This is a genomic window from Salinibacterium sp. 10G20-15 (assembly GCF_057365065.1).
In genome coordinates this window covers 449496-462180 of the sequence record NZ_CP195118.1, presented here as the reverse complement: position 1 = coordinate 462180, position 12685 = coordinate 449496, and the positions used below count along the sequence as shown (strand labels likewise).

General features: G+C 58.0%; 9 protein-coding genes and 1 pseudogene. 5 read left to right on the top strand and 5 right to left on the bottom strand.

Annotation, left to right across the window (positions count from 1 at the left end):
• Nucleotides 1-90 precede the first annotated feature (90 nt).
• The 3 genes from ACR3YK_RS02160 (at nt 91) to ACR3YK_RS02150 (ending at nt 5783) form a co-directional block, all read left to right on the top strand.
• Nucleotides 91-1587 carry a CoA-acylating methylmalonate-semialdehyde dehydrogenase gene (locus ACR3YK_RS02160; RefSeq protein ID WP_486175609.1) on the top strand — a complete coding sequence of 499 codons (1497 nt, stop codon included), beginning with the start codon at nt 91-93 and terminating at the stop codon, nt 1585-1587.
• A 73-nt stretch (nt 1588-1660) separates the two neighbouring features.
• Nucleotides 1661-2737: a redox-regulated ATPase YchF gene (gene ychF, locus ACR3YK_RS02155; protein ID WP_486175608.1), complete on the top strand. Its 1077-nt coding sequence runs from the start codon at nt 1661-1663 to the stop codon at nt 2735-2737.
• Between the two features lie 583 nt (nt 2738-3320).
• A complete protein-coding gene (locus tag ACR3YK_RS02150) occupies nt 3321-5783 on the top strand; it encodes a hypothetical protein (protein WP_486175607.1) in 2463 nt (820 codons plus the stop codon).
• 121 nt (nt 5784-5904) lie between these two features.
• Here ACR3YK_RS02150 and ACR3YK_RS02145 read toward each other — a convergent pair whose 3' ends face one another.
• The 3 genes from ACR3YK_RS02145 to ACR3YK_RS02135 form a co-directional block, all read right to left on the bottom strand.
• Entirely contained in the window at nt 5905-6852 is a 948-nt protein-coding gene (locus ACR3YK_RS02145; RefSeq protein ID WP_486175606.1) for a class II glutamine amidotransferase, read from the bottom strand.
• A 271-nt stretch (nt 6853-7123) separates the two neighbouring features.
• The gene (gene mcrC, locus ACR3YK_RS02140; RefSeq protein ID WP_486175605.1) at nt 7124-8173 is read right to left on the bottom strand and encodes a 5-methylcytosine-specific restriction endonuclease system specificity protein McrC; all 1050 of its coding nucleotides are present in this window, start codon (nt 8171-8173) and stop codon (nt 7124-7126) included.
• Nucleotides 8170-10371 (bottom strand): AAA family ATPase, encoded by a 2202-nt coding sequence (locus ACR3YK_RS02135; RefSeq protein WP_486175604.1) that lies wholly within the window; start codon nt 10369-10371, stop codon nt 8170-8172. Before ACR3YK_RS02135 ends, mcrC begins: the two co-directional genes overlap by 4 nt.
• A 149-nt stretch (nt 10372-10520) precedes the next feature.
• Here ACR3YK_RS02135 and ACR3YK_RS02130 point away from each other — a divergent pair.
• Nucleotides 10521-10875, top strand: a pseudogene (locus ACR3YK_RS02130) (DUF933 domain-containing protein); the annotation flags it as partial.
• Between the two features lie 226 nt (nt 10876-11101).
• Nucleotides 11102-11722, top strand: a complete 621-nt coding sequence (locus tag ACR3YK_RS02125; protein ID WP_486175603.1) for a hypothetical protein — start codon at nt 11102-11104, stop codon at nt 11720-11722.
• A 102-nt stretch (nt 11723-11824) separates the two neighbouring features.
• Here the strand turns inward: ACR3YK_RS02125 and ACR3YK_RS02120 are convergent, their stop codons facing one another.
• Both ACR3YK_RS02120 and ACR3YK_RS02115 read right to left on the bottom strand, forming a co-directional pair.
• The gene (locus ACR3YK_RS02120) at nt 11825-12088 is read right to left on the bottom strand and encodes a hypothetical protein (protein WP_486175602.1); all 264 of its coding nucleotides are present in this window, start codon (nt 12086-12088) and stop codon (nt 11825-11827) included.
• Between the two features lie 28 nt (nt 12089-12116).
• Entirely contained in the window at nt 12117-12275 is a 159-nt protein-coding gene (locus ACR3YK_RS02115) for a hypothetical protein (RefSeq protein WP_486175601.1), read from the bottom strand.
• Nucleotides 12276-12685 lie beyond the last annotated feature (410 nt).

Genomic DNA, 12685 nt, shown 5'->3' with positions numbered 1-12685 from the left:
GCATTTTTGCAGATTGCCCGTGCACTAATAGGTCTTGATTGCAGATCGCAAAGGTCGCAGACTGGGGCTACTTCCGACGAAAGTAGGCCCATGTACTCCACGATTCCGCACTGGATCAACGGCGCCGCTGCCGAGGGCGACTCGCCCAACCGTGGCGATGTCTTCAACCCCGCAACCGGAGCTGTCGCACGCACCGTTCCTCTCGCATCCGTCGCTGACGTCAACGCTGGTGTTGCCGCTGCTAAGGCTGCCTTCCCCGAGTGGGGCAACACGTCGCTTGCTAAGCGCACCGCCGTGATGTTCGCTTTCCGTGAGCTCTTCAATGCTCGCAAGGATGAGCTTGCTGCCATCATCACCGCCGAGCATGGCAAGGTTCTCTCGGATGCTGCTGGCGAGATCGCTCGTGGCCTCGAAGTTCTCGACTTCGCCTGTGGCATCGCTCAGCTCAGCAAGGGTGAGTACAGCGAGAACGTCTCGACCGGTGTTGACGTGTACTCGTTGCAGCAGCCGCTCGGTGTTGTCTCGATCATCAGCCCCTTCAACTTCCCGGCCATGGTGCCGATGTGGTTCTTCCCTATGGCTGTCGCCGCGGGAAACACCGTTGTGTTGAAGCCCAGCGAGAAGGACCCGTCATCCGCCGTGTGGATGGCAGAACTCTTCACCGAGGCCGGCCTCCCCGACGGTGTGTTCAACGTCGTTCACGGTGACAAGCTCGCCGTTGACACTCTTCTTGAGCATCCGGATGTTGCCAGCGTCTCGTTCGTTGGTTCCACCCCGATCGCTAAGTACATTTACGAAACTGCTGCCCACCACGGCAAGCGCGTTCAGGCTCTGGGCGGCGCCAAGAACCACATGCTGGTTCTTCCGGATGCTGACCTCGACCTCGTTGCCGACTCTGCCGTCAACGCCGGTTTCGGTTCCGCTGGCGAGCGCTGCATGGCCGTCTCGGTCGTCGTTGCCGTCGAGCCCGTTGCTGACGAACTCATCGCCAAGGTCAGCGAGCGCATGGCGACGCTGCGCACCGGTGATGGCACCCGCGGGTGCGACATGGGGCCGCTCATCACCGAGCAGCACCGTGACAAGGTCGCCAGCTACATCGAGCTCGCTGAGACCGATGGTGCTTCCGTTGTTGTTGACGGTCGCGGCATTGAGATCGATGGCGACGCTAATGGTTTCTGGCTCGGCCCGACGCTGATCGACAACGTCTCCACCGACTCCGACGTTTACAAGCACGAGATCTTCGGACCGGTGCTCAGCGTCATTCGCGTCGCCAGCTACGAAGAGGGTCTTGAACTGATCAACTCCTCGCAGTACGGAAACGGCACCGCGATCTTCACGAACGATGGGGGAGCGGCGCGTCGCTTCCAGCGCGAAGTTGAGGTCGGCATGGTCGGCATCAACGTTCCGATCCCCGTTCCCGTGGCGTACTTCTCGTTCGGCGGCTGGAAGGACTCCGCGTTTGGTGACACGAAGGCTTATGGCCCCGACGCCATCCGTTTCTTCACGCGTCAGAAGGCTGTCACCAGCCGCTGGCTCGACCCCAGCCACGGTGGAATCAACCTCGGCTTTCCGCAAAACAACGGCTAAGAACTAGCCTGCTTTACCGTCGCGATAGCGGTCCCGCACCTCGGGGCCGCTATCGCCGGTAGGATTGACCCTCGTGGCTCTCACTATTGCAATCGTTGGACTCCCGAATGTCGGCAAGTCCACCCTCTTTAACGCCCTGACCAAGAATTCGGTGCTCGCCGCGAACTATCCGTTCGCGACCATCGAACCTAACGTGGGCATCGTTAACTTGCCCGACCCACGCCTCAAGGTGCTGGCGGGCATCTTCGGCAGTGAGCGCATCCTGCCTGCTCCTGTTTCCTTCGTTGACATCGCCGGCATTGTGCAGGGCGCCAGCGAGGGTGAAGGCCTGGGTAACAAGTTCTTGGCGAACATCCGCGAGGCTGACGCTATCGCTCAGGTCGTGCGCGGCTTTAGCGACCCGGATGTTATTCACGTCGACGGCAAGGTTGATGCGGCATCCGACATGGAGACCATCAACACTGAGCTGATTCTCGCTGACCTGCAGACGCTCGAAAAGGCTGTCGCGCGGTACGAGAAGGAACTCAAGACCAAGCGCGTTGAGCCCGCCGTTCTCGAGGCCGCGCTTGCTGCGCAGGCGTTCCTCAACGAGGGCAAGCCGCTCTCTGAGGCTACGAAGATTGAACTTGAGTTGATCCGTGAACTGGGTCTGCTCACCTCCAAGCCGTTCATTTACGTTTTCAACGTGGATGAAGCGGTGCTGGGCAGCACCGATAAGCTCGCCGAGTTGGCGGCCCTTGTCGCCCCCGCGAAGGCCATCTTCCTCGACGCTAAGTTGGAGGCCGAACTCATCGACCTCGACGAAGAGGATGCCGCAGAACTTCTCGCGAGCACCGGTCAAGAAGAGAGCGGTCTCGACCAGCTCGCCCGCATCGGATTCGACACTCTCGGCCTGCAGACCTACCTCACGGCTGGTCCGAAAGAGACTCGCGCCTGGACGATCCCGAAGGGCGCCAAGGCGCCTCAGGCTGCCGGCGTCATCCACACAGACTTCGAAAAGGGCTTCATCAAGGCTGAGGTCATCGGCTTCGACGACCTCGTTGAGACCGGGTCCATCGCTGAGGCTCGCGCCAAGGGCAAGGCCCGCGTTGAGGGCAAGGAATACGTCATGAGCGACGGCGACGTCGTGGAGTTCCGCTTCAACAACTAAAAAGGGCTTCTGACTAAGGTTTTTATCTTCTCGGCTTCCGATGGGGCTCGACGGACGAGTTTCGATCTACCATCAGTTGCTTAGCGTTCATCCCGCTGACCTGCGCTTTTAGTCGGCCCCTGCGGAACCTGCGCAAGGGCCGACACTCGTTTCTGCGGTGCGGGAGCGTCGCGGGCAAGCACCCCGGATGGTCAGTTCTGGGGAGGATTCGAGTTGTTCGACGCGCGATCTCTCGCTAGTTGCGCTGACTCAAAAAAGGTCTGACTCAAAACTCGGAGCTCGAGGGGGATCGATCGTTGCAGGTGCTCCCTTCACCTCCACGGTCGCCCAACTGCCGGCATCTCGCCGCTCGAACACGATCAATGCGCTCACCGAGGCCTAGGCTCGAAGGCTAGGCCTGAGGCTAACGCGAGAACAGGCGATATCGTCGACCTAAAAGGGCACAACCGCCACTCGGAGTTCTGGCAGTGCCTGTGCATGCCACAGAGCCCCCGCGATCACAGCAGGGAGCTGTAGTAGTCCCGGTCTTGCGATGGGGTAGGAATCCAGTAGCTACGGTTTGTGTGGACAGAAGGGGAGTGTCATGGGGAAGAAGCAGGTTCGCGATTTGCCTTCGGGGCGAATAGTCACGGCCGATGATGAGGGTCTTGCCGCGGCCTTTGAGCGCATGGGGGAAATGCTTGGTCGAATGAACGAGGGGGAGAACCCGAGGGAGTACGTGCTTCGTGGCCCAGCGATAATCGCCGAGCATGTCCATGCCATCGCGGAGTCGTTGAAGGACGCTGACGCCTTCGACGTGATCGAGCTCATGCGGATGCGCGAGATGCCGATGATCCTCGAGGGCTACCGCGAAAGCCTTGCTGATCAGATGCCGGCAGCGGTCGAACTCGTCGCGCTCATTCTGCTCGCTAGGGGTCGGCGCGCGCCTGTGTCGACGCCGACGAGCAAGACCCGCCCTGCGGGATTGATTCCCGACCTGCACGAACGGGCGCGGGAAATGCTGACCTTGGGCTCCTTCGCCCTATTCAGTTCGGGTGAGCGAAACGAATTCGGGTCGCTGACCATGTTGTCCGCCCAATTCGTCAGCCACAATCTGACAGTGCAGTTCATGCAGTACGCGCATATCCATGACGAGATCAACGAAGAGCTGTTCTCATCGCACTACCTCGGTGATTTGCTCCTCGAGACGCTTGGTTTCAGCTACGAGGACTTCTGCGCTGTGCGTGAGGCAATCGTTCGTGTCCACGGGGAGAAGTTCTTCGCCATCCGCGACACCGTCGGCGAGATGTTCGAGCAGCGTGACCAGAAGAAGAACGATCCTTCGTTTGAAAAGGACGCGCGCTCCGCCCTGATGAGTATGTTGGAGCTTCCTGGAGAGCGCGCAACCCTAACTGTTCAAGAGATTGCCGAAGCTTCGGGTGTGCCGGCAGATCGGACCCAGGCCGTTCTGGATCGGTTCAGCCTGTCGTTCAACGGCGCTGACGACGCGCTTGCCGTAGTGACGAAGTTCCTGAGCGGCGATAACCCGTTTCGCTCCGCATCGCTGGTCAAGGACGTCGACGGCAACTACATCCTGACAGGCAAGCCGATCGGCACCGACTGCTTCCGTCAAGTCGTCGAAGAGGCGCTCAAGGCGGACCCCGCAAAGTTTCGCCGTTATGAGAAGCGCCGCATGTTCGTGAGCGAGGGGCTCGCTCTGAAGCGTCTGGCCGCGCTCCTGGGCTCAGACGCAGCCCACGCGAACCTCAAATACTTCCGCGCTAATCCGGGCATCGAGGTTTCTGAGCTCGGATCCGATGCGCAGGACATCAACTCGATCGCCGAGCAGACTGAAGCAGACGGGCTGTTCATCATCGAGGATGTCGCGATTTGCGTCGAAGTGAAGGCAAAGAGCATCTCCAGTCACGCGCGGCGTGGGCATGTCCAGAGGTTGTCTGCCGACCTGCGGGAAACGGTCGGGAGCGCGACCGACCAGGCGCTCAGGCTTGAGAACCATATCCGAACAAATCACGGGCTGTGGCTTGAGAATCGCGAATGGCTGGACCTCTCGGAGATCCGCGAGATTCGCTCGGTGACCGTCTACCTCGACGACTTCGGCCCGCTGTCCACTGCCTTGGACGAACTCGTGCGTGCCAAGGTGGTGGGAAGTGATCGTTTCCCTTGGCTCGTGACATTGCATGACCTCAGCGTCATTGCCGAGGTCATCGATAGGCCTGCGGAGTTCCTGCTCTATCTGCGACGTCGCACAGAGTCGGAAGTGTCGCTGAAGTTCTCAGCCGTCGACGAGCTCGATCTCTTCATGCTGTTTCTCTCGGGCGGCTTGTGGGTTGAACCGGACCCCGATCGGGTAAGCGAAGAGTTCCTTGGCGTCGCGCCTTCTACGGGCAAGGAGCGTCGTCGGTATCAGGAGTCGGCTGTTCCAACTCGAGTGATGACTCAAACCGATGAGCTGGACGCTTGGGTCTACTTCCAGGAAGGCTTGAGCGATGTGGAAGCCGAGAAGCCTTCCTTCGGCGTCCTGCCGGGCATCGCCCGGATCGTAGACTTCCTTCAGGATGGGCACAAGCCAGGGTGGTTCCGCTTCAGCGCTGACCTGTTAAACCTTGCTGAGGAGTCGCAGGAGTCGCTGGGCGACATGGTCGAACGCTTGGCGTCGATGACTCGGCAGGACGGTCTCCACCACAATTCGATGATGGCCTTCGCCGGAGCGTGGGGCTACCCGACGTTGTTCATGGGCTCCAAACCTCGAAAGATGTCTATCCAAGAGGCCAGCACCCGGCTCGCGGCTTACGGATTCGCGAAGAAGCACCAGATTCTGTCGGATCGTGCGCTCATGGTGGTCTTCGATGAGGAGCAGCGCATCGGATCGATCCGTTATGACAACTCGCCTCCGGTGGAGAACAGAGAGCTTGACGGCTTCGTTGCGGAGATGGGCCTCACCCCTCCGGCCGTCATGGTACGTCCGATCCCACCGTCGGCGCGAAGGGCGACCGCCAGGCTGAATCCGAGTCGGAAGCCGAAGAAGAGGGGTAAGCGAGGCCGCTAACGACCACCCCCGCAATACCGCACGTTAAGGTTGCCAACCGCGGCGGCGTGGTGGAGTTCCGCTTCAACAACTAGCCATACCGCTGGCCTCACAACCGCGGTGAGAAGAACACCTAGCGCGCTCAGACCTTCAGCGTGTTGATTGTTTTGGTGATGCGCTCACCGTCATTCTCGAGAAAGACGATCTCGCCGAACTTGAGCTGAGACCAGTCGTCACCCTCGGTCAAAGGCTCGGAGGCGAAGATGACACCGGTCGCGTCATCCTCGCCGCACTCCTCAAAGTCGTAGGTCGTTGCGTCGTCCTCGAAGTTGCGCCCCATCAGTAGGTACATCGGTTCGAGGAGCATCGAGAGTGCGAAGTCGTCGCTGTCGGGGGCTGACTTCCGCAGCTGCTTCCAGTCACCAGCGGGGTTGGTCTCACCGTGGTGACCGAGGCCGACGTTGATACCGATGATGCGGTCGGCTGACACGAGGGCCATCTTCAGCTTGGTCAGAGCGCCGAGGTCGAGGTCCTTCATCGCCTGAGCGATCAGCTCGATGAGCTTCTCGATCGCACGTTGGACGTCCTCGTTGCTGTCACCCTCGAGCAACGAGAGGAGTAGCACGTAGATGAACTCGGTGTCCGTGTTCCCGCGCATCTGTTTGAGATACCGATCCTCGCAGTGCTGCAGCAGCTCGCGCTGCAGGAGCTGCCAGTTGGGTAGGTAGCCATTTTGGGCGACGATCCACGGGGTCTCCTCGAAGGAGAACGGGTGGCAGTTCTCGTCGACCATCACGACCTTCGAGTCGTACGCCGCGGCTCGCACATGCGCCAACATCGTGCTGGCCTGGAGGCTGGGGATCATCCGGCTAGCGTTGTCGTCGTAAAAGGCCGCCATGGGTCGGCGGTAGATGAAGGGTTCTTCGGGCTTAAGCAGGTGCTCGCCCCAGATCCCGAATCCCCATCCGGCTAACTGAAGCTCGGGGTGCCGTTCGGGGTCGAGTGCCTGGTTAATCAGGCTGTTCTCTGGCTTGAGTAGGAGGTTCTCCAGTGCTGTCTCAGGACCGAGGTAAGCGAGCACGCGGCACATACGTCTCCTTCGTTGGGCTCCTGCCATTCTACTGTCGGTGCATGGAGCCGGGGCTGGACATCTGAACAGCACACCGAGGTTAATCGGCTATGGAACGCGGTGCAGTTCCGCTTCAACAACGAGCTATCTATGAGGAGTTGGGAGTGAGCGCTGGACGACGGAGACGGCCGCCGTCTGCTTCGGTAAGTAGGGCCGTTATCGCGTTTGCGTGAGAATCGCAGATAAATCGAGGCTGGTCACGTATCGTCCGTACGGCGCGTACACCTTTTGTCTATACCCGTGCAGCAATCGCCTCTAGCTGTTCGCGCACCTGTTCCCACGGCAGGCTGAGGTCGAGTGTTCGAGCGCCGATTCGGGTTTTTTGGATCACGACATCGAGGTCGGGTTGTACGGCAGCAGCAGTTCGGGCGTATAGCAGTAGGGCACTCACCGAGCCGTCCTGTCTGACGTCTTCATTTTTCGCGTAGGCGAGGATTTGGTAGAGATGTTGCGAGCGGACTTTTGGCGTGGTGCCCTTCCACCCTATTTGCATCGGATCGTCGTAGAACTTCGCATCAATTATTAGCGTTCGACCATCTCTTTTTAGTGTGAGATCGGTTTGCATGCTGGGAAGCTGCTCCATCCCAATAGCGTCAACAGCGGTGTAATCCCATCTAACGTGCGGCGCACTCGGTGATAGTTCTGGGTGGTGCACGATGAAGTACTCGCGGAGAAATTGCTCGTAAAGGCTGCTCAATTTTTCAGGACTAAACCAAGAAGCAAGTTTCTTTTCGCCGGCTTCTTCGGTTAGCAGCAACCCGTGAACAACCAGTTCACAGACCCCAAGGAGAAGTCGATACGGGGCGTTCGCGCGATGGAAGGTGAGTGAGTTCCAGCAGATGGACTGAGGGACAACGTCGGTGACCTCTGTCAAATGTGGCAGGAGTCTGCGGATGGCTTTCTTGCGATCAGGCGAGACCTCGCTATGTCTGGCAAGCAAAAGGAGCACCGACTTCAGCGCCTGATTGTGTGGAGTATCCGCTTCGTACTCATCGAATCGACACACTAACCGACCACGTGTCATGGAGCGCGTAGCTACGGTCTGCGCCATGTCGATTCGCCCCCGTACTCCCGCGACGTCCTCGATCTGGGGCTGATAGTCACGGTAGAGGCCGCGTTTTATTTGGGCTGCTACTCCGCGTTCGATGATGTGCGCGAGCAAGTCGTGCAGATGATCGAACTTCTCGCCGAGCACGGGGACAGTTCCGTTGCTGTCAATCGTGCGAAACGCGTAAGCCATCATCACGTAGATGTTGCGGATGCCGATCGTTTCGCCGGTCATTCCAGCGCGCTCCTGAGCTTGTGCGCCCACTCAGTAGCTTTGGAAAGTTCGTCGAACCAATACTCATCTAGTAGAGGAATGAGTTCATCTTCGACTACTGACTGCAGCCAAGTCTCGTCAGCCTCACCGTCAAGGGGGCGAGAGAGGTAACTATGGCCGATGGCGAAGCCCCGGCCCAACGCCGGGTCATCGGCGATGGCGTCGTTCAGGGCCGCCACCGTTGTTGTTAGGCGTTCAAAGGCGGGAAGTGCAGCTTCTTCTTGCCAGCGGACGAACCCTGCAGAACTGAAACCGGGTTCCATCTCAAAGAATCCAAAGCGCCGCCGAAGCGCGTAATCGAGAACGGCGAGGCTGCGGTCAGCAGTGTTCATCATGCCGATGATGTGAACATTTGCGGGAACCGAAAATGATTCGTCCTTGTAGAGCAAGCGCAACTCTTGTCCGCGTTTGTCTGCTTCGATGAGCATAAGCAGTTCGCCAAATATTTTGGAGATATTTCCGCGGTTTATCTCATCAATAATGAAGAAGTAGGGGCGTTCGCTGTCGTCAATGCGAGCTTCCTCGCAAAACCGATAGAACGGTCCTTCGGAAAGTGAGAAGCCACCGGCTTCGGTGGGGCGAAATCCCATCATGAAATCTTCGTACGAGTAGCTTTGGTGAAATTGAACCATCTGAACACGGCTCGGATCCTTAGCTCCCATGATCGAGTACGCGAGTCGCTTTGCCGCGAACGTCTTTCCGACGCCAGGCGGGCCTGCCAAGATCACGTTCTTCTTGCGTGCCAACAGTCCGCTGACTCGGCTATATTGCGCGTCTGAGAAGTAGACCTCGTTGAGGAATGAAGCGCGGTCATAGACCGGCAGTGGTGTCGGCAGGGGGATCGGGTCTGGTTCGACGACTCCGGTAACCAGTTCCTCTAACGTCTCGACGTAGCCGTGATGTGGCGTGATGTCGGTGAGTGTTTTGAGAACTGCATTTCCCGGATGCACCCAGGAGCCAACATGCGTCCATGTTACGGAGCGTACTTCACGGAACGATGCACGCTCCGGCTCAAACCGTGCAGCTGACTCGACGATGCCGCGCCCGATGATCTCCTTAGTTCCTCGCTTGGCGAAGACGACGTCGCCGACCGCCATGTCGTGTTGAAACTGCCAAACGGCAAGGACATCGTTTTTGAAGGAAGCGCCCGTGTTCTCCGTGTCCAGCTCTTGGCGAACCTCTTCTCGGCTTGAATACTGGGCGTAGTCTCCGAGCTGATCCCAACCTATTGTCATGATTGCATTGGTCGAACATTCTGGCCATTCAGAGGCTGATTGGCCAGGCGAATAGATCCAGGTGCGTCGTTGCCGTGGTTCGGGCGCAGACGAAGAAACCTCCGGGGTCCAACGCTCGATTATCCCTGGCGTCCAAAAGTCGAACTCACCCGGCATTTCCTTTGCGAGATGCCCTCGGATTCTGAGAAGGTCGCGGTCAACAGATTCAGTACCGCCTCCGATGGTCTCCGCCAAGGCGTCCCGAATTTGCCGCTTCGTCGGGTCTGAAGAAATCAATTCAAAATGCTCTGGGTGCGCGAGGAACTGTAGCGCGTTTCGAATATCAGGCTGATCGCTGCGCAAATCCATCATCACCTGCTGCAGAGCCCAGGGGTCGGAGCGCGCAGCATCACGTTCGGCCTCCGACATCTCTGTCCAGTGAGAGACGAAATTCGAGACCCAGATAACGTGACGCCAAAGTGCCCCGTTGTACTGTCGCCCTGGATCAAAACCTGCAACGCGCGCTTCTCGCGCCAACGCAATTGACAGTGTTTTAGGTATTTCGATCGCTTGGTCAAGATGCGCTAGAACGCGGCGGACGTTTTGCCGCCGCGTATCTGGCAGCGCGCTTGAGACCACATGCCCACGCAAGAAGACAATCTCGGCGGCGAGAAGAACGACTGCGTTGGAAGCGCCAGTCAGCTGTTTGTCGAGCTTTTCCCATTGGCCTTGATCACTGCCAGGGATGAGGTTGTCGCCGACTCGGGACTTTAGGTCTTCAGCCACCGTGCTGGTCCAGATCGTAATCTCGGGATCGATCAGAGATTTACCGCTGCCAAGCATATTGGCGATGACCGGTTGTACTTGCGCCGCGAGCTCCAGTTGTGCCGAAAGACGCGAAGTTGCTGGAGCTGCATCCTCGTCAGTTTTTGAATTCATAGTCATGTAGCGAGTCCCTCGGTTCGAACAGGCACCGACAACGGCCCCGATAACTCAAGAGTACCGATTCCATTGTGGCGCGGGAGAGGGGAGGAGCATACTGCATCGTTGCCCTAGCGTCCGTTACGGACGGCTTGCGGTGGCGTCGAAGTAGTGAATCTGAATTGGCAGCAGTCGACGAAGAAGATGCCGCAGAGCTTCTCGCGAGCTCCGGTCAGGAAGAGAGCGGTCTCGACCGGCTCGCCCGCATCGGCTTCGACCCGTTCGGCCTGCAGACGTACCTCACGGCTGGTCCGAAAGAGACTCGCGCCTGGACGATCCCGAAGGGTGCCGAGGCACCTCAGGCTGCCGGCGTCATCCACACTGACTTCGAAAAGGGCTTTATCAAGGCTTGAAGTAATCGGATTCGACGACCTCGTCGAGACGGGCTCCATCGCTGAGGATCGCCCCGAGGGCAAGGAATATGTCAGGAGCGATGGCGACGTCGTGGAGTTCCGCTTCAACTTATAAATCGCAGGTCAGGCGACATAAACTAAAGCCCAGAACGCGTGTTCTTGACAGAGCCTGTGCCTGAATCTGTGCTTCGCTTGTTCCTTGACGCACAACCAGCTCCCCTTACGGAGTGTTCTGCCGAGAGAGTTTTCTGAACCCATCAAGGAAACTTTTCTCACTCTCCATCTCTGAAGGCTTCAGCATGCACCACCGGGGCTGGTTTGCTCTGTGGCATAGTCAAGGCATGGCTGAACAAGAACCAGACTTCATCGACGAAGTGATTGAAGCTCTCATTCCCAAGAACGTCGAAGAGCTAACAAAAACAGAGCAATTGGCTCTGGCGAAATCAGTTCTGCATAGGCTGGAAACCACTCTTGAAGAGATGCGTGACAATCCTGAGGAAGTAGCAATGAAGCTCTCCCGTTCTCAACCTTCGCCAGAGCTGCCCAAGCTCATAGGAGAAGTGATTATCGCCGCGGCGTGGGCTGAAGATGCAGGAGGCACGCTCATTCAAGCCTCTTCAGGTGACTGGGAAGTCAGAGCGAAAGGGTATGACGACACGAGCAGCAGCCTCGTAAAGGCTCTGAAGACGCATGTCTCAAGAGAGCTGATTGAAAGGTTGAAGACAGCTCTCAAGCTCCGTCATTTCGTTGTCCATGGGTTCTTCGTTGCTGGAGGATTTATGAAGAATGAAAAGACAGGTGAGCAATATGAGTTTCTGTCTATGAAGCGTAGTTATCGTACTGACGCTCCAAAGCGTGAAATCATGCCGTTCAGTTCGGATACTCTACGCTGGCTTGCAAATGAGTTCTGGGAGATTGAAGCAGAGCTTGAGAACCTGCATTCTGTAGTGCTCGGAATATGAGCGGTATAAGCCTCAGACTGAACTAAGCTTTCAGTAGACCCTTTTGCTGCTTGGATCTGCCCGGCATGGGGTCGTGTCAGTTCCTAGACGATTCCAGGTCACCTAGCATCTCAAGCGGCTCACCGTGAACTTGAGGTCGTCAACCCATATCGACATCGTCACGGGACGAGGCTCCGGTAGATCGTCAGGGATGAACTTCTCGTCGTCCGGTTGATGGAAGAGATACATGCTCGCTTGACGTATTGTGTGTTCGTTGGTGAGCTTCTCCACTTTCACAACGCCCTTCTGCTCGCTATCGAACTCCGAACTGCGCATTCGTTCGACCGCCGCTTTGAGGTCAATCAGCATCAGCGGGTCGCCGACCATTAGGTCGAGTTTTGACTGAGCGGATAAATCACAAGCCGAAGCCGACACCCATGTATGGGTCATCGTCATGACGTGCAACTAGGGTGACTGGAGCATCGGAGGTGATGAGTGACCACCGCTCGATGCGGACGAGAATCCAGAGAGGACCCGAGATGTACGAATGGATGGAATCGACTAGCTCCGTCATGTGCGTGATGTGGGCGAGAGCAGGATGGCGTATTGGTGGACCACCTGGTTGTGTAGATCGATCCTAAAACTTGTCAGCTTCTTTGTCGGTGATGTCGATGCCGTGCTTACGTTTCGCTCAGGCCTTCACGTTGGACTTGGCCCCATAGCCAAGCTCCAAGCGCGTCACTCTCGCAGGCAGTTAGTCAGTGTTCCTGCGTTGCTCGGGTCCACGAGTGACTTGTAGCGCAATGAAGTAGGCGAGGGTCGCGCGGTCCTCGGGCGGAAGAGGTCACTCTCCGCTCCCGATAGGAGCGATAATGCTCGCTGTTTCCCCCCCCCCCCCTCTATGGGGCTCAGTACTTTTTTGAAAGCATCGTCGCCATCCGGGTGACCGGGAACGGCGTAGAAACCGTTCTCCGCGGTCGTCGT

Excerpts from the sequence above, each read along its gene's own strand:
- mcrC (WP_486175605.1), bottom strand. The coding sequence starts at position 8,173 with ATGACCGGCGAAACGATCGGCATCCGCAACATCTACGTGATGATGGCT.
- ACR3YK_RS02115 (WP_486175601.1), bottom strand. The coding sequence starts at position 12,275 with ATGACGGAGCTAGTCGATTCCATCCATTCGTACATCTCGGGTCCTCTC.
- ACR3YK_RS02150 (WP_486175607.1), top strand. The coding sequence starts at position 3,321 with ATGGGGAAGAAGCAGGTTCGCGATTTGCCTTCGGGGCGAATAGTCACG.
- ACR3YK_RS02145 (WP_486175606.1), bottom strand. The coding sequence starts at position 6,852 with ATGTGCCGCGTGCTCGCTTACCTCGGTCCTGAGACAGCACTGGAGAAC.
- ACR3YK_RS02135 (WP_486175604.1), bottom strand. The coding sequence starts at position 10,371 with ATGACTATGAATTCAAAAACTGACGAGGATGCAGCTCCAGCAACTTCG.
- ACR3YK_RS02125 (WP_486175603.1), top strand. The coding sequence starts at position 11,102 with ATGGCTGAACAAGAACCAGACTTCATCGACGAAGTGATTGAAGCTCTC.
- ACR3YK_RS02160 (WP_486175609.1), top strand. The coding sequence starts at position 91 with ATGTACTCCACGATTCCGCACTGGATCAACGGCGCCGCTGCCGAGGGC.
- ACR3YK_RS02120 (WP_486175602.1), bottom strand. The coding sequence starts at position 12,088 with ATGGTCGGCGACCCGCTGATGCTGATTGACCTCAAAGCGGCGGTCGAA.